The sequence below is a fragment of the Chryseobacterium pennipullorum genome, from assembly GCF_003384725.1.
Lineage (GTDB): Bacteria > Bacteroidota > Bacteroidia > Flavobacteriales > Weeksellaceae > Chryseobacterium > Chryseobacterium pennipullorum.
Genome location: NZ_QNVV01000005.1, coordinates 21,316 through 46,934 on the forward strand (window position 1 = coordinate 21,316; position 25,619 = coordinate 46,934).

The 25,619-nt window shown below is 39.4% G+C and carries 23 protein-coding genes and 1 riboswitch; of the genes, 16 read left to right on the plus strand and 7 right to left on the minus strand.

Going from position 1 to position 25,619, the window contains the following annotated elements:
• Positions 1-40 precede the first annotated feature (40 nt).
• The 4 genes from DRF67_RS07555 to DRF67_RS07570 all read right to left on the minus strand — a co-directional run bounded on the left by DRF67_RS07555 (position 41) and on the right by DRF67_RS07570 (position 2,686).
• A complete protein-coding gene (locus DRF67_RS07555) occupies positions 41-640 on the minus strand; it encodes a DUF4126 domain-containing protein (protein WP_115927693.1) in 600 nt (199 codons plus the stop codon).
• 225 nt (positions 641-865) lie between these two features.
• Positions 866-1,237: a ribonuclease P protein component gene (gene rnpA / locus DRF67_RS07560; protein ID WP_115927694.1), complete on the minus strand. Its 372-nt coding sequence runs from the start codon at positions 1,235-1,237 to the stop codon at positions 866-868.
• A gap of 104 nt (positions 1,238-1,341) precedes the next feature.
• Positions 1,342-2,067, minus strand: a complete 726-nt coding sequence (locus DRF67_RS07565; RefSeq protein ID WP_115927695.1) for a tRNA threonylcarbamoyladenosine dehydratase — start codon at positions 2,065-2,067, stop codon at positions 1,342-1,344.
• Positions 2,060-2,686: a TatD family hydrolase gene (locus tag DRF67_RS07570; RefSeq protein ID WP_115927696.1), complete on the minus strand. Its 627-nt coding sequence runs from the start codon at positions 2,684-2,686 to the stop codon at positions 2,060-2,062. Before DRF67_RS07570 ends, DRF67_RS07565 begins: the two co-directional genes overlap by 8 nt.
• A gap of 96 nt (positions 2,687-2,782) precedes the next feature.
• Here DRF67_RS07570 and DRF67_RS07575 point away from each other — a divergent pair, with 96 nt between their 5' ends.
• From DRF67_RS07575 to DRF67_RS07615, 9 genes are all read left to right on the plus strand, one after another.
• Positions 2,783-3,412, plus strand: a complete 630-nt coding sequence (locus tag DRF67_RS07575; protein WP_076357089.1) for a TetR/AcrR family transcriptional regulator — start codon at positions 2,783-2,785, stop codon at positions 3,410-3,412.
• Positions 3,413-3,515: 103 nt separating this feature from the next.
• Complete coding sequence (locus tag DRF67_RS07580) at positions 3,516-4,511, plus strand: outer membrane protein assembly factor BamD (RefSeq protein ID WP_115927697.1); 996 nt, start codon at positions 3,516-3,518, stop codon at positions 4,509-4,511.
• 42 nt (positions 4,512-4,553) lie between these two features.
• Positions 4,554-4,877, plus strand: coding sequence for a DNA-directed RNA polymerase subunit omega (locus tag DRF67_RS07585; RefSeq protein WP_027372958.1), 324 nt, complete (start codon positions 4,554-4,556; stop codon positions 4,875-4,877).
• Positions 4,878-5,000: 123 nt separating this feature from the next.
• Positions 5,001-6,206 carry a bifunctional phosphopantothenoylcysteine decarboxylase/phosphopantothenate--cysteine ligase CoaBC gene (gene coaBC / locus DRF67_RS07590; RefSeq protein ID WP_115927698.1) on the plus strand — a complete coding sequence of 402 codons (1,206 nt, stop codon included), beginning with the start codon at positions 5,001-5,003 and terminating at the stop codon, positions 6,204-6,206.
• Positions 6,207-6,243: 37 nt separating this feature from the next.
• Positions 6,244-7,149 carry a type IX secretion system protein PorD gene (gene porD, locus DRF67_RS07595; protein WP_115927699.1) on the plus strand — a complete coding sequence of 302 codons (906 nt, stop codon included), beginning with the start codon at positions 6,244-6,246 and terminating at the stop codon, positions 7,147-7,149.
• Positions 7,150-7,223: 74 nt separating this feature from the next.
• Positions 7,224-8,879: a DNA repair protein RecN gene (locus DRF67_RS07600; RefSeq protein WP_115927700.1), complete on the plus strand. Its 1,656-nt coding sequence runs from the start codon at positions 7,224-7,226 to the stop codon at positions 8,877-8,879.
• Positions 8,880-8,947: 68 nt separating this feature from the next.
• Positions 8,948-10,408: a DUF5687 family protein gene (locus tag DRF67_RS07605; RefSeq protein ID WP_115927701.1), complete on the plus strand. Its 1,461-nt coding sequence runs from the start codon at positions 8,948-8,950 to the stop codon at positions 10,406-10,408.
• Positions 10,409-10,418: 10 nt separating this feature from the next.
• A complete protein-coding gene (locus DRF67_RS07610; protein WP_115927702.1) occupies positions 10,419-11,135 on the plus strand; it encodes an ABC transporter ATP-binding protein in 717 nt (238 codons plus the stop codon).
• 18 nt (positions 11,136-11,153) lie between these two features.
• Positions 11,154-12,092, plus strand: a complete 939-nt coding sequence (locus DRF67_RS07615) for a Dyp-type peroxidase (protein ID WP_115927703.1) — start codon at positions 11,154-11,156, stop codon at positions 12,090-12,092.
• 72 nt (positions 12,093-12,164) lie between these two features.
• Here the strand turns inward: DRF67_RS07615 and fumC are convergent, their stop codons facing one another.
• The gene (gene fumC, locus DRF67_RS07620; RefSeq protein ID WP_115927704.1) at positions 12,165-13,559 is read right to left on the minus strand and encodes a class II fumarate hydratase; all 1,395 of its coding nucleotides are present in this window, start codon (positions 13,557-13,559) and stop codon (positions 12,165-12,167) included.
• 1 nt (position 13,560) lies between these two features.
• Positions 13,561-14,022 carry a hypothetical protein gene (locus DRF67_RS07625; protein ID WP_115927705.1) on the minus strand — a complete coding sequence of 154 codons (462 nt, stop codon included), beginning with the start codon at positions 14,020-14,022 and terminating at the stop codon, positions 13,561-13,563.
• Between the two features lie 158 nt (positions 14,023-14,180).
• Here DRF67_RS07625 and DRF67_RS07630 point away from each other — a divergent pair, with 158 nt between their 5' ends.
• Together DRF67_RS07630 and DRF67_RS07635 are read left to right on the plus strand one after the other, a co-directional pair.
• Entirely contained in the window at positions 14,181-15,788 is a 1,608-nt protein-coding gene (locus DRF67_RS07630; protein ID WP_115927706.1) for a fumarate hydratase, read from the plus strand.
• Between the two features lie 93 nt (positions 15,789-15,881).
• Entirely contained in the window at positions 15,882-16,163 is a 282-nt protein-coding gene (locus tag DRF67_RS07635; RefSeq protein ID WP_185142078.1) for a hypothetical protein, read from the plus strand.
• A gap of 96 nt (positions 16,164-16,259) precedes the next feature.
• On the opposite strand, the gene DRF67_RS07640 is transcribed toward DRF67_RS07635, so the two are convergent.
• Positions 16,260-17,129 carry a helix-turn-helix transcriptional regulator gene (locus DRF67_RS07640; RefSeq protein WP_165851759.1) on the minus strand — a complete coding sequence of 290 codons (870 nt, stop codon included), beginning with the start codon at positions 17,127-17,129 and terminating at the stop codon, positions 16,260-16,262.
• A gap of 153 nt (positions 17,130-17,282) precedes the next feature.
• Here DRF67_RS07640 and DRF67_RS07645 point away from each other — a divergent pair, with 153 nt between their 5' ends.
• The 5 genes from DRF67_RS07645 (at position 17,283) to DRF67_RS07660 (ending at position 25,563) form a co-directional block, all read left to right on the plus strand.
• Positions 17,283-18,440 carry a T9SS type A sorting domain-containing protein gene (locus DRF67_RS07645; protein ID WP_165851760.1) on the plus strand — a complete coding sequence of 386 codons (1,158 nt, stop codon included), beginning with the start codon at positions 17,283-17,285 and terminating at the stop codon, positions 18,438-18,440.
• A gap of 209 nt (positions 18,441-18,649) precedes the next feature.
• Complete coding sequence (locus DRF67_RS07650; protein WP_115927709.1) at positions 18,650-21,484, plus strand: alpha-amylase family glycosyl hydrolase; 2,835 nt, start codon at positions 18,650-18,652, stop codon at positions 21,482-21,484.
• A gap of 100 nt (positions 21,485-21,584) precedes the next feature.
• Positions 21,585-21,690: riboswitch (SAM riboswitch) on the plus strand.
• 94 nt (positions 21,691-21,784) lie between these two features.
• Positions 21,785-23,962: a TonB-dependent receptor plug domain-containing protein gene (locus DRF67_RS07655; protein WP_262511401.1), complete on the plus strand. Its 2,178-nt coding sequence runs from the start codon at positions 21,785-21,787 to the stop codon at positions 23,960-23,962.
• A 20-nt stretch (positions 23,963-23,982) separates the two neighbouring features.
• On the plus strand, positions 23,983-24,228 hold the full coding sequence (locus DRF67_RS21920; RefSeq protein WP_262511402.1) for a TonB-dependent receptor: 246 nt from the start codon (positions 23,983-23,985) through the stop codon (positions 24,226-24,228).
• Between the two features lie 6 nt (positions 24,229-24,234).
• A complete protein-coding gene (locus tag DRF67_RS07660; protein WP_115927710.1) occupies positions 24,235-25,563 on the plus strand; it encodes an APC family permease in 1,329 nt (442 codons plus the stop codon).
• The last annotated feature ends 56 nt before the right edge of the window (positions 25,564-25,619 follow it).

Consider the following 25,619-nt stretch of genomic DNA (forward strand, 5'->3'; position numbering starts at 1 on the left):
AAGGTACAGCTTTATGACGCTGTACCTTTTTTTATCAATTTTAGGGGACATTTTTGCTGCCCCGCAATTTTTTCCAGGCTTTCCGTCCGTAGATAACCACTACAAATACTAAGATAATTGCCAGAATAGCGGCAATGATCGGTGCTGCCATCGCCAGAACAGACATAATGCCTGCACCAGCTGTTTCGGTAGAGCCTACCACAGAATTTCCCAACCCACCGGTTGTTGCTGTAGACGCAGCCCGTATTCCGGCGAATCCGGAACTTATTGTTGCTGCAGTACCTCCACCTGCAACCAGAGCCAATGCCCACTGCGGGAAAGTACCCAGATCTGCAAACTGGCTGGCAAATAATATAGAACCTGCTACCGTTGCCATAGGAATGGATAATGTATCCAGCAGATGATCTATAAAAGGGATATAATAGGCCAGGATTTCAGCTATGGTAGCAATTCCTGTAGTAATAAGCGTGGGCATGCCCGCCAGCCATTCAAACTGCTCATTCATTGGGATCCAGTGAAAATATGACGCCAGGCTTACCATAAACATCGGAAGAAATACTCTGAAACCGGTAGCCGCGGCCAAACCGATACCAATGAATGCGCTTAGGACGTAGGAAAGGTAGGGAACATGATCTAACATATTAATTTTCAGATTTTTTGTTTTTCCTAAAATTACAAAAACTATCTGAAATGAAAAGTATGGTTGATTTTTGAACCTCTGGATACGAGTTTCTAACTGTAGAAAAAAAATGCCTACGTAATAATCAGCATAAATTTGTATGATTCGTGGGAAAATAAAAAATCTGCATGGTTAGCATAATCCGTGAGATAAAATACATCACAGATCTCCTATTCTAACGAGAAATTATTTTTTCTGTGCTTCACAAAGCTTTATAAACTGAGCCTCCACATCCTGAAACTTTGGTGGCATTTCAGAAGAAACCCAAAATAACATAGCCATTGTTTTTTCTCCGAAAGCCTGCTGAAATAATTCCTTATTCAGACGGTAACATTCTCTCAGCAGTCTTTTGATACGATTTCTGTGGACCGCTTTTTTAAAATATCTCTTAGAAACAGAAACTCCAAATCTCGCAGATTCTATAGAAAGGGAGGGCTTATCTTTCAAAATGATGATTCTCAGATTGCCATTGGATCTCCATTTGCCTTTGTCAAAAAGCAAACTGATTTCCGCGTTTTTTTTGAGCTTTTCCGCCCGGGGATATTGAGAATTTGTCATTTACGAAGTATACATATGGGGTTTTTATTTTTTTTCGCAGTTCAGAAACTCCTAAAGTAATACATGAATTGTTTTGTAAATCTGCGAAATGGGGTAAGTATATTTTAGTCCTGATCTAATAAATGGTTAATCACTTCTGAAGCGGTGTACAAACCAAAAATGGCTGGCATATAGCTTATTGTTCCATAAAAAGATCTTTTATAATTGGTGCCGTCAGTCATTTTCAAGCTTTCTTCATCCTGGATGTCATTGGCAAAAACACAACGCACTCCTTTGTCAATTTTTACTTTTTTGAGTCTTTTTCTTACCTGTCTTGCGAGGTGGCAATGTTCGGTTTTGCTGATATCTCTAACCAATACTTTGCTTGGATCGGTTTTTCCGCCGGCTCCCATTGAGCTTACAATTTTTATTCTTCTTCTTTTGGCAGCAATAATCAAACAAAGTTTTGGAGTAACACTGTCAATACAGTCCAAAACATAATCAAATTTGGCAGAATCTAAAACCTCCTCCATTCTTTCAGGGTTTAGAAACTCATTGATTTTGCTTAAATTAAGCGCTGGATTAATATCAAGAAGCCTTTCTGCAACAACTTCTACTTTGTGTTTTCCAATGGTGGAATGTAAAGCAGGAAGCTGTCTGTTGATATTTGTAATATCTACGGTATCACCATCCACAATGGTCATGTTTCCTATTCCTGCTCTCGCAAGGAACTCAGCGGCAAAAGAACCTACTCCGCCCAGGCCTACAACAAGCACATTCGCTTGGTTCAGCTTTTCCAATCCATCTTCCTTTATCAAAAGTTCAGTTCTTTCCAGCCAGTGTTTATCCATTTTTTATTGTATATAAATTTTCTAAAATTTGTTCATTGAGTTGTTCCAGAGAAATTCCTTTTAATTCTGAAACTTTCAGATAGAGTTCTTCAATCTTAAAATCCTCATTGTCCGTTTCTAAAAAGATTTTGCCTATTGGGGTCGTTTTCACAATATCCTGCAAAGATAAATTATACAAAACAGCTTTTCCAAAACTCAGATAAAAATTATGGGTAAGAAGATCTTCTGCAACCTGTCTTTTTTTATTGAAACCATGGATCACCATGGCCTGTTCAGCCTTCTTTTTAAAAGAGATAACCTCATAAAACTTTCGTACACAATGCACGATAATAGGTTTTTTTACCTCGTTGGCGATTATGATCTGCCGTAAAAATACTTCTTCCTGAATTTTATGATCAGCGGCCACCAAAGAATCCAGGCCACATTCACCAATGGCAAAACAGTTTTGAAATATCATCTGTTCCATCCAGTTAAATTGCTCTTCTATATTTTTAGGATCAATATCTTGAGGATGGATGCCGATGGAATACGGGAAATCCGGTGGAATACGTTCAATATCCAAATTGTAAATTCCGTTCGGGACCGATTTTTTATGATGGTGAAAATCAAAAAATTCCATTTTCAAAAATACGATTATTTGGAATTAACGTAAAATTATTAAACAAACGTTTATAAATGTGTTAAAAATTTCTTAACTTTACTCAAAGTACACTTCATGAAAAAAAAATTTACCGAAAAACAGATTCATATCCTGGATATTGCGGAAGAGCTGATCGCGAAAAAAGGCTATGAGGGAACTTCTGTAAGAGATATTTGCTCCAAAGCCAATATCAACGTCGCCATGATTTCCTATTATTTTGGTTCCAAAGAAAAAATGATGTCTTATCTGTATCAGTACCGGGTATTGAAGACCAGGGAGAATTTTTCAGAATTTGCAGATACCATTAAAGAAGGGAAACCTGAAATGCAGATGCGCGAAATGATTAAATATATTGTTTCACAGCTGTTCAAATACAACTATTTTCATGGCTTTGTCACTCAGGAATTACGCCATACGGAAAACCTGAAAGATGAGTTGCTGGATTTTTACCAGCTGTTTGTAAAAAAACTGGATGAAGTCATTAAAAAGGGTGTGGCATCTGGCGTTTTTACCTTTACTCCGAAACCTGAAGATATCCTTACCATGATTATCGGGTCTACTTTATTTGTGATCAGGAATAAGAATTTCTATGAGCTGTATGTTCCGAGCAAAAACGAAGAAGCGTATAGCAAAGAAGCCGAAAAAAAAGTAAGAATGAATCTTTTACTAAGTGTTTTTGCTATTTTGGGATACGCTGCAGACTAAAATTACGTTAAATATTCATAAAAAAAAATCTATTGACAAAAAAGTTATATTTTTGCAAATTAGTAAATCGGCTGTGTAATCCGAAAACTGTTGAATTTTTTATATGAAAAAATATATTTTAGGTCTTTTTGCTGTAGTGGTGGTTGCCTCTTGTGTCAGCCAGCAGGAAAGAGCAATGAAGAGTGCTGATAAAGAGTTTATCCTGAAGGCAGCTAATGAAAACTTCGCGAAGAAAAAGTGGAAAAATGCATTAGCTCTTTATGACAGACTTGCCAATCTTGTGGCAGGGACAGATGATTTTCCTAATGTAGGCTTCAATACTGCGTATGCCAATTATTACGATAAGAGTTATAAGCTGGCAGGTCATCAGTTTAAAAATTTCGCAGTTAACTTTCCAAAAGATCCTAGAGCAGAAGAGGCCGCGTATATGTCTGCCCTGTGTTACTATGAAGGATCTATGGATTATAACCTCGATCAGTCTAGTACAGAATTGGCGATCAACGAACTTCAGGACTTCCTGAACAACTATCCGAATTCTGAAAGATCAAAAAATATCAGTCAGCTGATTGACGAATTGTCTTATAAGCTTGAATTCAAAGCCTATGAAAATGGGAGACAGTATTTCAAAATAGGAGAATACAAAGCAGCCAACATAGCGTTGGAAAATGTACTGGAAGATTTTCCAAGTACAAAACTTCGTCCGAAAATTTATGACTATATCATGAAGTCACGCTACGAACTGGCTACAAAATCAATTTATGAATTGAAAGCAGAGCGTATAGAAAGTGCCATCACCTATACAAAACTGGTAGAAAAAGAACTTCCGAATACAGAATATTCCAAAACGGCAGTAGATCTTCGTGCAAAACTGGACAAAGAAAAGCAGAACTTTGCGGTCGTTAAAAAACAAACAGAAGCCAGAATTGCAGCTTTAAATGCAAGACAGAAAAAAGAGATCGAAAAGCTTGCTGAAAGGAGTAAAACAGAACAGCAAATAAAAGATCAGATCAGCAATGAAAAGAAAGCAATGCAGATACAGAGGGACAGTGCAGCACTTAAGACCCCTCCTCCGGCAGCGACTTTCAAAATTCAAAGATAATTCGTAAATTTGCCATCTTAAAATAAAAATAATTTTCTCAAAATGAGTGTAAAAGATACAAAAGCAGAAGTAAATACGATTACTTACGATAAAGATAAGATTGAAGATAAAGTAGGTTCAATCTATGAAGCTATTGTTATCATGGGAAAGAGAGCAGAGCAAATCAATGCGGAGATCCGTACAGAACTTCACAACAAATTGGATGAGTTTGCCGTTCACAATTCTACATTAGAAGAGGTTTTCGAAAACAGAGAACAGATTGAGATCTCTAAACATTACGAAAAGCTTCCAAAGCCTACATCAATCGCTATTGAAGAGTGGTTGAACGAGGATATCTATTTCAGAAAAACAGAAGACAGAAAGTAATTATCTGTGCTTTTTATACTATAAGGTCATAAAAGAATTCGGTTCTTTTATGACCTTTGTTGTTTTAAACCCTGATTGTGTGGGAAAAAATAAGTATTTTAGTATTTCAAAAATTTAAACTAAATGAGTGTTTCCGGTAAAAAGATCCTGATCGCCGTTTCTGGAGGAATTGCAGCCTATAAAATTCATTTTCTCATAAGGGATTTTGTAAAAAATGGTGCTGAAGTACAGGTAATCATGACGCCTGATGCTGAACATTTTGTGACTAAACTCAGCATATCCACCTTATCTAGAAAGCCTGTGTATTCAGATTTTTATGGCGACAACGGAACCTGGAACAGCCATGTAGAGATGGCATTATGGGCAGATGTGATGCTTATTGCTCCCTGTACCGCCAATACCCTGTCTAAAATGGTTCATGGGATGTGTGATAACCTGGTCATTGCGACTTATATGTCGGCAAAATGCCCGGTTTTTATTGCGCCTGCAATGGATTTGGACATGTATGCACACCCATCCACCAAGAAAAACCTGGAGCGAGCAGAAAGCTTTGGACATACGGTTATTCCGGCGGAAAGCGGCGAACTGGCGAGCGGACTCATCGGGCAGGGAAGAATGGCAGAGCCGGGAACTGTTTTTGAAGTCATTAACAACTATTTTGAAGGAGAGGGCATTCCAAAAAGTCTTGAAGGGAAAACCGTTTTAATTACGGCAGGGCCCACGTATGAAGCCATAGATCCCGTTAGGTTCATCGGAAATCATTCCTCGGGGAAAATGGGATTTTCTTTAGCTGAAGAAGCTTCAAAAAGAGGAGCAAAAGTGATTCTTATCTCAGGACCCAGCTCACAAACCATTCATGATAAAAATGTGGAACTCCATAAAGTTACTTCGGCCAGGGAGATGCTGGCAAAAGTTTTTGAATTTTATGAGAAAATTGACATCGGTATTGCCAGTGCTGCGGTAGCAGATTATGCACCCAAAGAGGTCGCTGCAGAGAAGATCAAGAAGAACGATGAAAATCTGACGATTGAACTTGTTAAAAATCCTGATATCCTGAAAACAATGGGCGAAAAGAAAACGCACCAGTTTCTGGTTGGTTTTGCGCTGGAAACCCAAAATGAAGAGGAAAATGCAAAAGGGAAGCTGGAAAAGAAAAACCTGGATATGATTGTCCTGAATTCATTGCGGGATGAGGGGGCAGGTTTTAAAAATGATACCAATAAAATAAAAATATTTACCAAAACGGAAAAGAAAGAATTTGATCTCAAATCAAAGGACGAGGTAGCCGTTGACATTCTCAACTTTGTGGAGTCTCAGCTTTTAAAATAATTTTAATAAATTTCCGTTCTCAATTATTAATAAGACAATGAAAAAAATTATAAGTTTATTTTTTCTGTTTTTCATATATACCTTTAGCTTTTCCCAGGAACTTCTGGCTACGGTTCAGGTCAATTCCCAGCAGCTTGGCGGAAGTAACCAGCAGGCGTATAAAGCACTGGAGAAAAGCCTCAGAGACTTTATCAATAATACAAGCTGGACGGGTAAAAAGCTTCAGAATTTTGAAAAGATCAAATGTGGATTCTCTGTTGTCGTTGCTGAAAGGGACGGAAACAGATTCAAAGGGTCCATTGTAGTGCAGGCCGTCCGTCCTGTATATAATACGCTCTATGAGTCTCCGCTGATCAATCTTCAGGATCAGAGGTTTAGTTTTGAATATATTGAAAATGAAAATCTTATTTTTAATGAGAGACAGTTTTCAGGCAAAAACCTTACTGATGTCATCAGCTTTTACATCTATCTCATTCTGGGTTACGATGCAGACAGTTTCCAGTCTATGGGAGGATCTCAATGGTTTGCCAAAGCACAACAGATTGCACAGAATTCTCAAAACAGAAACTATGACGGCTGGAATACCATCAATGAACCGAGAAGCCGCACCATATTGATTAATGAAATTCTTAATCCCAACTGGACCCAGTTGCGTTCCTCCATGTACACCTATTACCGGTCAGGATTGGATAATCTTTTTAATCAGGATCAGACCGCAGCAAAAAAAGTGATCTTTGACGCCCTTATGCAGTTGAAGATGTACGAAAACTCTTTTCAGCAAGGATTTTTCTTCAACCTTTTTATGGATAATAAAAGCGATGAGATTTTCAATATTTTCAATTCCGGGAATAATGGTGGGATTGTTCTTAATGATCTGAAACAGACGATGATCATTTTATCTCCGAAATATATTGATGGTAAATGGAATAAATGGAAATCATAGGCCTTTTTTTTCCAGGTCTTGAATCCTGAATTCTAAAATTTTATATTTGCACTACTTAAAGTAACCCGTGATCCATGCTTTCGAGAATTTACATTAAAAACTTTGCCCTGATTGATACCCTGGATGTATCGTTGAAAAACGGTTTACAGGTCATCACAGGTGAAACCGGAGCTGGAAAGTCTATTATTTTGGGAGCGCTCAGACTTATTCTGGGCGAAAGGGCAGATGTAAAATCCATTTCAAAAACCGAGGAAAAAAGTGTTGTTGAAACAGAATTTTCATTGAATAATCAGTTTAAGAAGTTCTTTATTGAAAATGATCTGGATTACGAACTTCAGACCATTATCAGAAGAGAAATTCTTCCCTCCGGAAAATCAAGAGCATTCATCAATGATGTTCCGGTAACGCTGGATGTTCTTAGAGAACTTTCCTCCAAACTGATCGATATACATTCTCAGTTTGAAACGTCCAACCTTTTTACATCGGAATATCAGTTTAAAATCATCGATGGACTGTCTGAGAATAAAAAGACGATTGAAGACTACCAACAGAACTTTTCAGACTTCCAAAGCCTGAAAATCCACCTTAAAAAACTGAAGACACAGCTCTCAGATGCCAATAAAGAAAGTGATTATAAAGAGTTCTTACTGAATGAGCTGGAAGAATTAAAACTGGATGACGTAGATTACGAAGAGATCCGGAACCAGCTTTCTATTCAGGAAAATGCGGGGATGATTTCTGAAAATGTAGGCCAGATTCTGTCCAGATTCTATCAGGAGGAAATTGGAATCCTCTCTTTCTTTACTGAAGCCAAAAATAAACTGTCGAAGATTGCAGAAGTTTCCACAGGATTCGCCGAACTTAACGAAAGACTGGAAACCTCATTTGTCGAGCTGAAAGATATGATTTCAGAGCTTGAAAACGAAGCCGAAAAAGTAGAGATCAATCCTGAAAATCTGATCTACCTTACAGAATTGAACAATAAGATCAATATGCTGTTCCTCAAGCATAATGTTTCAGACCTTACCGAGCTTATAGACATCAGAAACCAGCTGGCAGGTGATCAGAAAGGAGCTTCAGAACTGGAAGAGCAAATTGCTGACACCGAAGACAGTATTGCCCAAAAGGAAAAAACACTGCAGGCACTTGCTGAAAAGCTCTCAAAAAACAGGAAGAAAAATATTCCGGTATTTATCAGGAAAGCGGAAAGCCTTCTGAAAAAACTGGGTCTTGAAAAAGCTAAAGTAGATATTGAACTGGTAGATATTCAGGAATTTACTGCGTTTGGTAAAGAGAATATCCAGCTATTATTTCAAGCCAATTCAGGGTTTCCTTTAAAACCTATCCAGACTGCTATTTCCGGAGGAGAAAGATCCAGAGTGATGCTCGCTGTAAAGAAAATTATAGCGGAAAGTGACGAACTGCCTACGCTTATTCTGGATGAAATAGATACAGGAGTTTCAGGGAAAGTAGCTGAAGAAATCGGAAATCTCATGCGCGAAATGTCAGAAGACATGCAGCTGATTGTCATTTCTCACCTTGCACAGGTAGCGGCCAAAGGAAACGATAATTATAAAGTGGTGAAACAGGATATCTCGGGCAGAACACAATCTACCATTATTCCTTTGAGTAATGAGGAAAAGCTGAATGAAATTGCCCAGCTGCTTTCAGGCAGTAAAATTACCGAGGCTGCCTTAGCACAGGCCAAAGAGCTTATTGGATCACAATAGAAAGATACTTTCCTTAAAGAGGTGTAACATATTTTACATTATATTTACTAATGTATAAAAACTAAAATATGTTTCTAAAGTTCCTTAAGCTTGAAATCAAAAGCTTCTTTCGTGGTACATCTTTAGGGATTAATCTGACCATGAAAATACTCAGATTTTTCGGAATTCTTTACTTCATGGGATGTCTCGTAGGCGGAGCCTTTCTTGCTTTTTTTTACATACATAAGGAAATGCATCAGGATCCGTTAAAAGTAATTTCAAAATTCATGATTGTTGCCTGGATGATAGACCTGATCATCAAATATCTTTGGCAGGACATTCCTACACAGAATATTAAGCCATTTCTAACCATGAATATCAGAAAGAATACACTGGTCAATTATATGCTGGCCAAAACCTTTCTTTCCGTATTTAGCTGGCTGAGTTCTTTATTCTTTATAACATTTTCAATAGTTGCTTTGTTCAACGGATACAGTATTTTGGGAATACTGGGATGGTTTATCGGAGTAGTTGCATTGCTCTATCTGAATAACTTTATCAATATTTTTTTCAATGGCAAAGAAACTCTGGCTATTGTCATCGGTGTATGTTTTGTGATTATCGGAGCTTTGGGATACTATCAAGTAGTTCCTGTCCTTTCTTATTCTGAGTCAGTTTTTTTCAGTTTCTACGAAAAACCGTACCTGGCCTTCATCCCTGTCATTTTGTTCGTGGTATTATGGTGGGTATGCTTCCGTTATCTGCGTCAGGAGTTTTATCTGGATCAGGGTCTCGAAACGAAAAAAGACATCGGGAAAACAGAGAATATTGCTTTCCTCAATCAATACGGCGTTATTGGAACCTTTATCAATAATGATGTTAAAATGCTGAGGCGTAATAAGGTAACCAAAGGAATTTTGTTCGGTAGTTTTATGTTCCTGTTCTATGGATTGCTGATGTTTACCTCTTCAATCTACAAAACCCCGGCGATGATGATGTTTGTAGGGCTTTTTGTAACAGGAGGGTTTCAGTTCCTTTTTGGGCAAAGAGTACCGGCTTTCGACAGTTCCTATTATCCATTGATGATGACTCTGAATGTTCCATACAAAGAATATTTAAAAGCAAAATGGTGGCTGATGAATATCGTAACGGGGATTTCTATAATAATAGCCCTTTGCTATGCTTATTTTGGCTGGGAGGTGTACATCACATTTTTTGCAGCAGGGTTATACAATATCGGAGTAAACTCTCAATTTACCCTGTGGTCCGGAGCTTTCAACAAAACACAGATTGATCTTAATTCAAAGGAGAAAAGATTGGGACAGAAAGGAAGTTTTAATATGATCGCTATGCTTTTATTGATTCCTAAAATGCTTCTTCCCATGGGAGTATTTGCTTTGGCAAAATATTTCACAGGAATTACAGGAGGAGTGATAAGTATTGCTATCATTGGTGTTATCGGGTTTTTACTAAGAGAGAAGATTTTCGATATCATTGTAAAGCATTATAAAAAAGAAAAATACAGCACAATTGATGCCTTTAAAAAATAGAGATTAAGCCATGATTACAATACAAAATTTATCCAAAACCTATGGAACAGCAAGTGTTCTTAATATCGAACATCTGAAAATTCAAAACGGAGAAACATTTGGCCTGGTAGGAAATAACGGGGCAGGAAAAACAACTCTTTTCAGTCTGATGCTGGATTTGATTCAGGCTACAACAGGCTCTGTAAGCATCGATGGAATCAAAGTCAATGAATCCGAAGTCTGGAAAAATAAAGTGTCAGCCTTTGTAGACGATACTTTTCTTATCGGCTATCTTACTCCCGAAGAATATTTTTACTTTATTGGAGAATTGAGAGGCCAGAATAAAGCTTCTGTAGATGAGTTTCTAAAGCCTTTTCATGACCTTTTCAACGGCGAGATCCTAAAGTCAGGAAAATATATCCGGGACCTTTCAAAAGGAAATCAGAAAAAGGTAGGAATTGTAGGGGCTATTATTGGAAATCCCGAAATTATTATTCTTGATGAGCCTTTTGCGAACCTTGATCCCTCTACACAGATTAAACTTAAAAACCTGATCAAAGAATTGTCAAAACAGGAAGGTGTAACATTTCTGATATCCAGCCATGACCTTTCGCACACCACGGAAGTTTGCAACAGAATTGTAGTCGTCAATAAAGGTCTTTTGGTAAAAGATATTCAGACCAATCCGGAAACATTGAAGGAACTTGAGCAATATTTTGCAGATCAGGTTTCAATTTCGGATATTTAATACGTTAAAAAAACACGTATGAATACGATAGAATCACAGAATGTAACAGACTATCCTAACAGCAATACCATTTTTATGGTTTGGAAGCTTCATGACGACCCGCAACTGAAAAATGTTTTCCAACAGCTCTGTGCCCTGGTTTTAAATCTTAATAATTCTGTTTTCAACAGATTCCCGGACAGCCGGGCAAGCTGTGTGATGGGAATTGGCCCGGATGCGTGGAAAAAACTGGGACTGCCGATACCAATGCCAAAAGAGCTGGCTCATTTTGAGGAGATAAAGGGAGTAAAGCATACCGCAGTATCTACCCCTGGAGACTTACACTTTCATTTAAGAGCGGATAACAAAAGCGTCATTTTTGATATGGCCATTGAAATATCAAAACTGTTGAACGCTGTGGCCGAAAGTGTGTTAGAAGTGCACGGATTTAAATATTGGGATGCGAGGTCGATTCTTGGCTTTGTGGATGGAACTGAAAATCCCCATGGTGAAGACCGGGATTATTTTGCAAAAATCGGCGATGAAGATCTCCAGTATAAAGGCGGAAGCTATCTCTTCGTGCAGAAATACCTTCACAATATGGACGCCTGGAAAAGCTTGTCTACCGAAGATCAGGAGAAAGTAATCGGCAGATCAAAGGAAAATGATATTGAAATGTCCGATGAAGTAAAACCATCGAATTCCCATATTGCTCTGGCCAATATTGAAGGAGAAAACGGTGAAGAGCTGAAAATCGTCAGAGACAATATGCCTTTTGGCAATCCTTCCACCAATGAATTCGGAACGTATTTTATTGCATATTCGAGCACATTTACCACAACAAAGAGGATGCTCACCAATATGTTTATAGGAGATCCGCCGGGTAATTATGACAGAATTCTGGATTTCAGCACTGCGGTTACCGGAACCCTTTTCTTTGTTCCGACCAGAAATATGCTGGACGAATTTTCCGGATAGATGGGCAGGCAGCTCATGTGAAATAAAAAAACCTTGGAAATCCCAAGGTTTTTGCTATACGGTGTAGTTCATTTACTTCAGACTTCCTACCATATCTTCCGGCTTTACCCATTCATCAAACTGCTCTGCAGTTAAAAAACCGAGGTTAACGGCTTCCTCTTTCAGTGTTGTACCGTTTTTGTGAGCGGTTTTGGCAATTTTGGCTGCATTCTCGTAGCCGATGTGCGTATTAAGGGCGGTGACAAGCATTAAAGATTTGTCAACAAGTTCTTTGATTCTCTCATGGTTAGGTTCAATACCTACTGCACAATGGTCATTGAATGAAATACAGGCGTCTGCAATAAGCTGGGCAGACTGTAAAAAATTATACGCCATAACCGGTTTGAAAACATTCAGCTCATAATTTCCCTGTGTTCCTGCAAAAGAAATGGTGGTGTCGTTTCCGAGAACCTGAGCGCATACCATTGTAAGTGCTTCATTTTGAGTAGGATTTACTTTTCCAGGCATAATGGATGATCCGGGTTCGTTTTCAGGAATATAGATTTCTCCGATCCCGGAACGTGGGCCGGAAGCCAACAGTCTGATATCCTGAGCAATCTTGAATAAAGAAACGGCAAGCTGCTTTAATGCACCGTGAGATTCAACAATAGCATCATGAGCCGCCAGAGCTTCAAACTTATTTTCTGCAGTGATGAAAGGAAGGTTTGTAAAGGAAGCAATATATTCTGCTACTTTTACATCATATCCGTTAGGGGTATTCAGTCCGGTTCCTACTGCAGTTCCTCCCAGTGCAAGCTCGGAAAGGTGAGGTAAGGTATTCTTTAAAGCGCGTAAACCAAATTCGAGCTGTGCTACATAGCCTGAAAACTCCTGTCCCAAAGTAAGGGGAGTGGCATCCATAAGGTGGGTTCTCCCTATTTTTACGACATCCTTAAATGCTGCCGATTTCTTAGCAAGTGTATCTTTTAATTTTTCAACAGCCGGAATGGTAACTTCCACTACTTTTTTATAGGCTGCGATGTGCATAGCCGTTGGGTAAGTATCGTTGGAGGACTGTGATTTATTGACATCATCATTCGGGTGAATTTCAGACTTTTCTCCTAAAGTTCCCCCATTATTCACGTGCGCCCTGTTGGAAACCACTTCGTTAACATTCATGTTGGACTGTGTGCCGGACCCTGTCTGCCAGATAACCAAAGGAAACTGGTCGTTCAGCTTTCCTTCCAGGATCTCATCACAAACTCTGGCGATCATATCTCTTTTCTCAGCAGGCAGCACGCCCAGATCCGCATTGGTATAAGCAGCTGCCTTTTTCAGATAAGCAAAAGCTTCAATGATCTCATGCGGCATTGAACCTTCAGGTCCGATTTTAAAATTGTTTCTTGAACGCTCCGTCTGTGCACCCCAAAGTTTATCTGCAGGTACCTGCACTTCCCCCATGGTGTCTTTTTCTATTCTGTAATTCATATTATTTTACTTTACTTGATTTTTCTTTTGTTAATAAAATATCATTCAAATCCCCAGTATCTACTGATACATCGTCCATTATCCAACACGTGGGACCAACCGATTTTAAATTTAATACCTTATGATTCTCATCAGAATTGACAATTGTAATAGTTCCTGTAGAAAAAACACAATTTTCAAAGCGTAATGAGGAAAATTTTGCTTCTTTTATATGGATAACAATTTCATTTTTTTCATTTGTTATCACATCTGATTTTTTTATAATGAACTTTTGATTTTGAAAATTAATAATTGAAAATGTAAAAGAGTTTTTTCCATTTTGTACAACTTGAAATTTAATCGGGTTGTCTCCGGCTTTTCCTAACCAAGTTCCTGAAAGCTTAGAAATATTATCTAATGTTTTTTGGGCAAAACTAATGTTGTAAACAGTAAGTGAGAAAAGTATGGTTAAAATATTTTTCATTAAACTTAAAAAATTGTTGCTTTTAAAAACTTTTTCATAAAATTAATCATTAACTCGGAAACCCACAATTTATAATCATTATAAATATCAATTCAAACTACTGATTTTACTCATGATTTTTGTGGTAAGCCGTATTTTTGCACAAACAAAAAAATTGAATGGATTTTAGATATCAGGATCCGTATCCGATTCAGAAAGATGATACGGTGTATAAAAAACTTACATCAGACTACGTAAAGGTTGAGAAACTGGGTGACAGAGAAATTCTGACCGTTGATCCAAAAGGATTGGAGCTTCTGGCCGAAGAAGCAATGGCAGATGTTTCTTTTATGTTGCGTTCTTCCCATCTGGCAAGCCTTAAAAGAATTATTGATGATCCTGAAGCTACAGATAATGACAGATTTGTTGCTTATAACCTGTTGCAGAATGCTGCTGTGGCAGCAGAAGGTGCCTTACCTTCATGCCAGGATACCGGAACAGCCATAGTGATGGGTAAAAAAGGAGAAAATGTATACACGGGAGTGGAGGATGGTGAATACCTGAGCAAAGGAATCTACAATACCTATCAAAAAAGAAATTTAAGATATTCGCAGGTTGTGCCTTTAACGATGTTTGATGAGAAAAACTCAGGATCAAACCTTCCGGCACAGATCGATATCTACGCTAAAAAAGGAGATTATTATGAATTCCTGTTTTTGACAAAAGGAGGAGGTTCTGCTAATAAAACATTCTTATATCAAAAAACAAAATCTTTATTGAATGAAAAATCTCTTGAAGAGTTCATCAAAGAAAAGATTTCGGACCTTGGAACTGCTGCCTGCCCGCCCTATCACTTAGCATTGGTAATTGGGGGAACTTCGGCAGAAGCCAACCTTGCCGCAGTGAAAAAAGCGTCGGCCAAATATTATGATCATCTTCCTACTGAAGGTAACGAAGCCGGACAGGCATTCAGAGATCTTGAATGGGAGGCTAAAGTGCAGAAAATCTGCCAGGAAAGTGCGATCGGAGCTCAGTTTGGAGGGAAATATCTTACCCATGATGTAAGAGTGATCAGATTGCCAAGACACGCCGCCTCATGTCCCGTAGGGATGGGCGTTTCTTGTTCGGCAGATAGAAATATCAAAGGGAAGATTACCAGAGAAGGTATTTTCCTCGAGCAGCTGGAGCAGGATCCGAAGAGATTTTTACCAGATACGCCTCCACACCTGGAAGAGGCTATTGAAGTTAATCTTAATAAACCGATGCCTGAAATTCTGGCAGAGCTCTCGAAATATCCGATCAAAACGAGACTGAAATTGAACGGAACCCTAATTGTGGCAAGAGATATTGCTCACGCAAAGATCAAAGAACTGCTGGACAGTGGTAAACCAATGCCGGAATATTTTAAAAATCATCCGATCTATTATGCAGGACCTGCAAAAACTCCGGAAGGAATGGCTTCAGGAAGTTTCGGGCCTACCACAGCCGGAAGAATGGATGTGTATGTAGATGAGTTCCAGAGTCATGGCGGAAGCATGATTATGCTGGCAAAAGGAAACAGAAGTAAGGATGTTACCGATGCCTGCAAAAAATACGGAGGATTCTATATCGGATCTATCGGAGGTCCTGCTGCGATCCTGGCCAAAGACAATATCGTAGCTGTAGATATAGTGGATTTCCCGGAATTGGGAATGGAGGCTGTAAGAAAAATTGAGGTCAAAGACTTTCCGGCATTCATTATTACAGATGACAAAGGAAACGACTTCTTCGCAGACCTGGCCCATTAATTAATTTAAAATTAAAATAAATTATAAAATAGGGGTGGTATCTTTTGTGTAAAAAAGAAAAAAGCCCTATTTTTGCCTAAAATCTTTAAGAGAATGATAACGATTTTATCAGCATTTTGGCCGTTCTACCAGTTCCTTTGGACTGTATTCTTCATAATTATGTTCTTAGTGGGGTTCTGGTGTATTTTTATGTTCTTCGGATTGGTAATCCCAATGTGGTTAACTGAAGGCTTGAAAGAATACTTTGGAAAAGTAAAACCTTTCGATCCTGAAGATATCAGAAGAAAGAACCTTTATGAGCAGGAAGGAGTAGAAGTAATCTACAACGATCCTAAAGGGAACGGACCTTTCATTCACGATCACGGACATCATTAATTGATTGTCATTGCTTTTTCACCTGAATTCTGAAAAAGTAATATCAAAGCAAAACAACATATATAAACCGCTTATTTTTGTAAGCGGTTTTTCTATTTACTGTCTTCTCAGCTGATCCGGTGAGATTCCAAATTTCTTTTTAAAAGCTCTCGTAAAATTCTGTAAGTATTCATATCCGCACTCTATCGCAATTTCTTTGATCATAATATCACTATTGATGATCATTTTCTTAGCTTTCAGCATCCGCAGTTCAGAGGCATACTCGGAAATAGTAGTCTGATATTGTGCTTTGAACTCCTTCCGTACGGTATTCTGATTGATTCCTATTTGCTTTCCGATTTCTTCGGCGCTTATATTTCTGTGGTAATTCTCATCCACGAGTTGTCTGATGATTTCAGGGGTTCTGTCCGTAGGATGTGAGGTGTTTTTCTCGTTAAATTGTTCGAAAATAAGAATCAGGAGTTTGATGATCTCGGCTTCTACAAACAGTTTCTGAAGAACTCCTTTCCTGGAGTAGGTCATGATTTCCTTTAGAATCATGTGCATTTCAACAGTCATGGTAGGAGGAGTTTGGTTATAGAGAAATATAAAATTGTTATGGATCATATTTTCTAAGATATCAGCACTTTCCAAATTCTCTTCAGGATTGATGAGGTTGAAAATATATTGGTAGTTGATCTGAATCTGCAGATATTGTAAAATTTCCTTGCTGTCTGTCCACAGTTCAGCAACCTGCTCTTCAGGCGAATAATGCAGTATATATTGGTTTTTTTCAAATGAGAACTGACGTTCGCAGTTATGAGCCGCCAGATGAATGTGGGGACTCAGTAAAAAAAGAAGATTAAAACTGGATTTCCCCTCAATCATATGAGACCTGGAAGAGCGTCCGGAATATGAATCTTCCTGCATCACAATTTTGATGTCCTCGGATCTGAAAACGAGTCCGTTTTTCGATGAATTCCTCATGCGACACATTTTTACTGCTATGGTACAATTACTTAGACAAAAGTTCCACCCAGGATAACCAAAAGTTCAGGAATGATAAGTCCGGAATAATAGGTTGAAGTACTTTTGCGCAAAATTAAATTAAATTTAGAATAAATAAAAATAATGTTGACTATGTTTGAAAATTTACATTATGCAGTGAGGAAAATGAAGACTGGATTGATGCTGTTTATGATCGCTGGAAGTGGCTTATATGCCCAACAATTGGAACATCTTGATGATGTACAAAATGTATCCGCACGAGGAAATAGTGTTGGTCATATGATTCTTGGCAACACAGTAAATTATAGCCCTTCCTCTTCATTGTTAGGAAATAATCAGCCATGTAACAATACCGATCCGGGAGGAAATCCTGGAGATGTGGGATGTGTAAACTTTACATACCAGGGCCAGCAGGTTTCCTATACAACAGTAAGAGGAGGAGACGGAAAAATATGGCTGCAGCAGAATCTTGGAAGTGCAAACGTAGCAATAGCTGTAGGGGATGAGGATTCATTCGGTGACCTTTTCCAATGGGGAAGATGGGATGACGGACACCAGCTGAGGAACTCTCCACTTACTGCTGCTCCAGGTCCGAACAATCCTTCCGGGTTATCAACAGTACAGGGGGCTTTTATTACAGGATCTCCGGCCTGGTGGGCAGGGTTTTTGGCCACCGACACATGGAATGCCACCAACATCATGGATGCAAAAGATGAAACCAGCGTGGATCCTTGCAAAGCAATAGGTCCCGACTGGAAAATGCCTTCCCAGTCCGAATGGGCAGGTATTGTAAGTGCAGAAGGTATTTCAAACCCGGCCACAGCTTACAGCAGTCATTTGAAGTTACCGGCGGGCGGTTCCAGAGGATCAGGAAATGGAGATTTTTCATTTGTTGGTCAGAGAGGATATTTCTGGAGTTCCGATACCTCCGGACTGGGGGGCAAGTATCTGTATATCGGTAATACGATCGCCAATGCATCGGCAGGAGCACCAAGGGGACAGGGAGCATCAGTACGATGCATCAAGCCCTCTTCCTCGTTAGGAATTTCAGAAACCAAACCGGGCAACAGTATAGCAGGCCTATATCCTAATCCCACCAACGGGACTCTTTACATAAAAGCAGGGAGCAATATCGAGAATGTACAGGTGACCAATACACTTGGGCAAAAAGTCAATATCTTATTTTCAAACGATCAGATTGATATGACTGCTTTGCCAGATGGAATTTATTTAGTAGAATTAACATTAAAGAACGGACAGTCAGTTTCTAAAAAAGTGATAAAAAAATAAGAGATCAGTTAGTCTTACCGAAGAGAAAAAGGAGATTATATCGGTCGCTGACTGGCTGCTAAACAGATAATAGTTCATTTCAATTACAATTACTTTTATTGAGAGGCTCATGTTTTCATGGGTCTTTTTTAGGCTTATCCCTTCATCACAAAAACTGAAATAATGACGGAAGAATAAAAATTTGTACTATCTTGGGTAAAAATAAAGATATGAAAAAGTTTTATTCTGTTGTTGCAGTGTTCATTGCAGTATTTGTATTCGGGCAGATTAACTATACCGTCACTCCTCATCCTTTTAATGAAACGGATGCTGTGACCCTTACCATCCCAGGTGATCAGATTGATGAATCTGCGTGGGGAGTCACCAATCATGCCGTGTACATCTGGTCTTGGTCTTTTGATATTCATTATCAGAACAGCCAGGACTGTCCTTCCAATGGAAGCTGGAATGATTCCAGTGAGTTGAACAGGTTTGTTTACAATGCAGGAACCGATTCTTATTCTTTAACCTTCACCCCAACTACTTTCTTCGGCAGAACAGGAATAGGACGCTTTGGATTTTTAATAAAAGATAAAACAGGAGCTCACCAAACCTCACCCGATATTTTTGTGAATGTAGGGACATTGAATCTTGATTTAACCAATCCTCTGGCTAATAGTCTGACGTCAGTTCCTGCAGGAAACTCTATCAATATTACTGCTGCAACCAACGCAAACGCTACTTTTCAGCTGAAAGCAAACGGAACTGTAGTACACTCCACCAGCAGCCCTTCGCAATCATATGCTCACCCGTACACCGTGACCCAGGATGCTGAAATGGAACTGGTGGCCACACAGGGTTCTAGTGTAAAAAAAGCAGTTTTTACGTTACAGGTCCCACGCAATGTGACTTCTGAAGCAATTCCGAACTGGATCAAACAGGGGATCAATGATCATCCCACAGACCAGACCAAGGTAGGATTGGCACTGTACGCCCCCGGTAAAAATTTCGTGCATGTAATCGGAAGTTTCAACAACTGGACCGTAAATGATGCTTATCTGATGAAAAGAGATACGGTAAACCCTGACCTGTACTGGATTGAGCTCACCGGAATAACCCCACAGCAGCTTTACACTTTCCAGTACCGGACCAATGACCTCAAAAAGGTAGCAGATCCTTATTCTCCACAAATCCTTTCTCCCTATGATGATCCGTGGATTTCAGCCTCTACTTATCCCAATTTACCTTCATTTCCTATAGGACAGAATTTCGAAGTTTCTACATTCAGAACAGGAAAGACTCCCTACAGCTGGCAGGTTACCAATTTCCAGAGGCCCCCAAAGGAGGATCTGGTGGTATATGAACTGCTGTTAAGAGATTTTACGCAGGAAAAGAACTGGCAGTCACTGATCAATAAAATTTCTTATTTAAAAAATTTACACATCAACGCGATCGAGCTTCTTCCGATCATGGAATTTGACGGGAATCTGTCATGGGGCTATAATACGTCTTTCCATTATGCATTGGATAAAGCGTATGGCACCCCGGAGAAATTTAAGGAATTTGTAGATCTGTGCCATCAGAATGGGATTGCTGTTATTCTGGATGTTGCTTTTAACCATGCTACAGGCCGATCTCCGCTCGTGAGATTATGGAATGTAGATCCCGACGGAGACGGCTATGGAGAGGTAGCCGCCAATAACCCGTATTTCAATCAGGTTCCGAAGCACTCGTATAATGTATTTAATGATTTCAACCATTCGAGTCTTTATACTCAATATTACGTCGAAAGATGTCTCCAGCAGTGGCTTACAGAATATCATATCGATGGTTTCCGTTGGGATCTTACTAAAGGATTTACTCAAAACTGCTCTGAAAACGACGAGGCCTGTACCAATGCCTACCAACAGGATCGGGTAGATATTATGAAACAATATGCTGACAAACAATGGGCAATTGATCCCAATTCCTACATGATCTTCGAACATCTTGGTACTGATGCAGAAGAACAGCAGTGGGCAAATTACAGGGTGGCAGAAGGAAAAGGTGTGTTGATGTGGAATAAACAGACTGAGCCTTACAACCAAAATACAATGGGATACAAGGAGAACAGTAATTATGATAGGATGAATCATAACCTACACGGTTTTACTGAAATGCGTGCTGTGGGCTATGGAGAAAGCCATGATGAAGAGCGGTTAATGTTTAAAAACCTTGCTTACGGAGCTGTCAATGGTAGCTACAGCGTTAAAAATCTAACAACAGCACTTGACAGAATGAAAACTTTTGGAGCGACGTTCTTTACGATTCCCGGTCCGAAAATGATCTGGCAGTTTGGAGAGCTTGGGTATGAGTTCAGTATCAACAGATGTGCAAATGGCACCATTGATCCGGGATGCAGAACTGATGAGAAACCTGTTGCCTTTTCGTTAGGATATGATACGGACATTAACAGGAAAGCGGTATACGATACCTGGGCAAAAATTATCGATATCAGAAATACCAATGCCGTTTTCAGATCAAAAACCTATACGCTGGAGTCCAATAACCTTGCTAATGATCCCGAGGGACTGATTACAAGGCTCTATGTATATGACGATACCCTGAACGGTATTAAAAATGTGGTGGTCATAGCCAACTACTCCACTTCTGTACAGCAGGTAGTTCCTTACTTTCCGTATACAGGCCATTGGCAGAATCTGATGGATGCATCGTTGGTATCCGTTGTTTCCACTACTGCACCCATTTCGTTACAGCCTGGGGAATTCAGAATCTTCGGAAATGATCCGGGAACACTTTCCACAGCAGATGAAAATGCTGCCCATAAGCTGTCGTTGCAAATAGCAGATAACCCGGTAAAAAATGGGGTGACACAGTTGATCTTCAATAAGGCTAAAAACGGTGAGATCCGGATTTTTGATAGGTCTGGTAAAATGCTGGATATGTTCAGGCTGAATAAAGAAAGTGGAAGTCATGAACTGAAAATCAGTTATCCTCCGGGAATTTACTTGGTTCAGCTGAAAACTGAGACCGGGATCGCGATTCAGAAAATGATTATACACTAAGAAAAATTAAAAAGGCAAGCCTGCATAGCAGATTTGCCTTTTTAATTGAAGGACCATTTCTTTTTTTGTCTATTAGAAAAAATAGTCTACTTTTGCAGTAGATTTATCAAGAAAGGTGGAGGGATTTGGCCCAATGAAACCTTAGCAACCTGCACGGTTCCAGAAGTGTAAAGGTGCTAATTCCAACCCGGAGGGGGAGATAAGTGAAGTCAATATTCTTATATGAATTCCATTTCTTGAAGTCTTGTGTATCTGCGGAGCGATCCGGCAGAATCGTATTATTAATTGCAAGAGGAAAAGATGAAAAAATTAAGCATCACAATTTTATTACTCACGGCAGGTTGGGCAACTGCTCAGGAGGAAGTGGACAAAGGAAAACAGATCGAAGACATTGTCATTGTTGGAAACCGGAATGTGAAGAGGACAAAACTGGAAACTCCGGTTCCTGTAGATGTGATCAGTATTGAAAAAATACAAAAAGCTTCACCTCAGACGACGGTTCAGGATCTGCTCAATTATGTAGTTCCTTCCTTTAATTCTGTGAGGCAGTCGGCATCGGATGGTACCGAGCATATTGATCCTGTAACGTTAAGAGGAATGGGGCCGGATCAGGTTCTGGTACTGGTGAATGGTAAAAGAAGGCATACCACTTCGCTGGTGAATTACCAGAATACGGTAGGAAATGGCTCCGTAGGGACAGATCTCAGCACAATTCCTGTCATAGCAATTGACAGAATAGAGGTGTTGAGGGATGGAGCTGCCGCTCAATATGGTTCTGACGCGATTGCCGGTGTGATTAATATTATCCTTAAAAAGAATGCAGGGGCCTCAGCCAGCCTCACGTACGGCCTCAGCGGAAGAAATGACGGGGATACTTACCAGGCTGGAGCAAACTACGGAACGTCTTTAGGTAAGGAAGAAAGTTATATCAACCTTTCATTACAATTGAGCCACAGAGGAAAAACAACAAGAACCCAAAATCATGATCTTGATATTTTTGGAGATAACTTTGCCTACGAATTTGCACCGAATCCTGTTCAGGCAAGAAAAGATGATGACGACGAAATAAGAGCAAGAGGGCTTACCCGGGACTATTTTAACTTCCAGATAGGAGATGCTCAGATCCGACAGGCGCAGCTGGCCTTCAATGCAGAATATCCCTTTAATGATCGCCTGAAACTGTACTCTTTCGGAGGTTTTAGTATCAAAGAAGGAGAGGGTTTTGGTTTCAGAAGACTGCCCAATGAAACCTCCAATGTGGTTTCATCCATTTATCCTAATGGTTTTCAGGCGGTCTTGGGATCTCAGATTTATGATTTTTCTTATGCTGTAGGAGCAAAATATAATATCAACAATTGGTTGTTTGATCTCAGCAATACATTGGGGAGCAACACATTCAATTACAAGGTAAGCAATACCAATAATGCTTCTTTAGGTGTAAAATCCCCTACCAGCTTCTACGCAGGAGCCCATCGCTTTTTACAGAATACTGTAAATCTTGACGTTTCTAAAAATATCAACCGGTTCAATATAGCTTTTGGTGGGGAATTCAGGTTTGAACAATATGAGATCAAAGCCGGTGAAGAAGCCTCTTATGCCCAGTATGATGTGAATGGAAACATTGCAGTGGGCGGATCAGAGGTGCTGGGAGTGGGTGGATCACAATCCTTTATAGGGTTTTCACCCCGCAATGCGCTGAAAAAAGACAGGCATTCAACAGCAGTGTATGCAGATGTATCCTATGACCTGGATAAAAAGCTGAATATAGATGCTGCCGCAAGATTTGAAAACTACTCAGACTTTGGAAATACACTGAACGGGAAGCTTTCCGTAAGATATGAATTCATAAAAAATTATGCAGTACGGGCAGCTGTTGGTACGGGCTTCAGAGCGCCATCGCTTCAGCAGCAGTATTTTAACAACTCTTACGCTGATATTTCCACAACAGGATCTAAAATTGTAACGAAAGGAATTTTCAATAATGATAGCAACGCATCGCAGATTCTTGGATTCGACCGTCTGAAACAGGAAACCTCTTTGAATGGAAGCGCAGGATTTACCCTGAGACCAGCTAAAGGATTATTTATTACATTAGATGGATATATTATTAAAGTGAAAGATAGAATTGTCATTACCGGTAATATTACGGATGCCAGATTATCTGATCCCGGTGTCGTAGGTAATGGAAACGAAGTGGAAAGCGGAAGGTTCTTTGCCAACGCCATCGATACAGAGACAAAAGGAGTTGATCTGGTGGTTTCCTATGACTGGAAGCTGGGTAATGGAAACCTGAATGTAAATCTTGCCGGAAACTACACGGAAACGAAGATTACGGACTTTCATTTTCCTGAAAATATAGATACGCCCCGTGAGCAGTATTTCGGCCCCGATCAGGTTAATATCATTGAAACCCTCTCCCCGAAGACAAAAGCGTCTTTAGGATTGAATTATGGAGCCGGTAAATTAGTTTTCTTGTAAGAAATACCTATTTTGGTAAGGTGATAAGAGACGGATTTCCTTTTGGAGAGGTTCAGGGATTTTCTCCGAAGGTGGTTACAGATATCAGTATTGGATATGATATCACAAAGAATATCAATTTTACAGTGGGAGCGAACAATGTATTTGATGTTTTTCCTGACCTTCAGATTTACAAAAATTCATACTATGGAGTATTTAAATATGCCCCGGTTCAGATGGGAACACTGGGAAGTTATTTCTTCGGAAGACTTAATTTTAATTTTTAACCGTTAATGAGTACCGTTTCACATCAGATCGGCTGGAAAACAGCGGCTGCCATTGTAGTCTCCAATATGATTGGGACTGGGATTTTTACCACTCTCGGGTTTCAGCTGTCCGATATAACCAATACATTCAGTATTTTTCTGCTTTGGGCTATTGGTGGTGTCCTCGCGTTGTTTGGAGCTTTTTGTTATGCCGAATTAGGCTCACATTTTAAAGGAAACGGAGGTGATTTTATCTATCTTAAAGAGACTTATCATCCGTTATTCGGATATCTTATCAGCTGGATTTCGTTAATCATTGGATTTTCTTCACCTGTGGCACTGGCTGCACTCGCGATGTCAAAATACCTTTCAGTATTTGAGTTTTCCTTTGGGAATGGGTTTGCCATTGCTGCTATTTGCCTGGTTGCTGCTGCCTTGTCATTCAGTTTAAAAACCTCAAGCAGATTTCATAATTTTTTCACCTTTATCAAAGTAGCTTTTATTATCGTTTTGGTGATTTTAGGCGTTGGTCTTTCGGGAAACCCACAGGTTGGAAATAGCCTGAATTTCAGTAACAGTTGGAAAGATGAGCTGTTACTTCCAGCCTTTGCTACTTCATTGGTTTTTGTGACCTATTCCTACACCGGCTGGAATTCTGCGTCTTATATTGCAGGGGAAATAAAAGATGTACAGAAAAACCTTCCCAAATCCCTGATTATAGGAACTGTTTTTGTAACCGTAAGCTATATTCTTGTGAATTACATTATGCTGAAACACGCTCCGGCAGATCAGCTGGCAGGCAAAGAAGATGTAATGGGTGAAGCCGCTGTCAATATGCTGGGGCCTGCCTTTGGGAAAATAGTCAATATATTCATTGCATTACAGCTTATCGCTACCATCAGTGGCTATCTTTGGGTTGGGTCAAGGCTTACGCAGGCTTTTGCAAAAGAGACCTATATCTGGAAGCCTCTTTCTACAGGCAATAAAAAAGGAATTCCGGTAAGGGCTATTTTTGCCCACGCAGTTATTGCTTCCATTATTATCCTGACCGGAAGCTTTAAAGAAATATTTGTGTATACCGCCTTTATCCTTCAGCTGTTTGCGAGTCTGGCCATTTCTACCATATATTTTCTTAAAAAAGAAGACCGGAAAATATTTAAGTCCAATAGTTTCTATATTTTCCCCACTGTTTTTCTACTATTCAGTGTATATATTCTCTATTTTACTTTGATCCATAATCCTAAAGAAAGCATGATCGGACTGGGAATTGTAGGAGTAGGAATTCTTTTGTATATACTCGACAGAAAACTTTCCCGTAATACGAAGAAGGAAACAGATGGTTCTGAAGAGGGCTAGGCAAATCTAAAATTTTTCTTTTTTTATGATTTTACCCCTAATGCTCAAAAATTTAT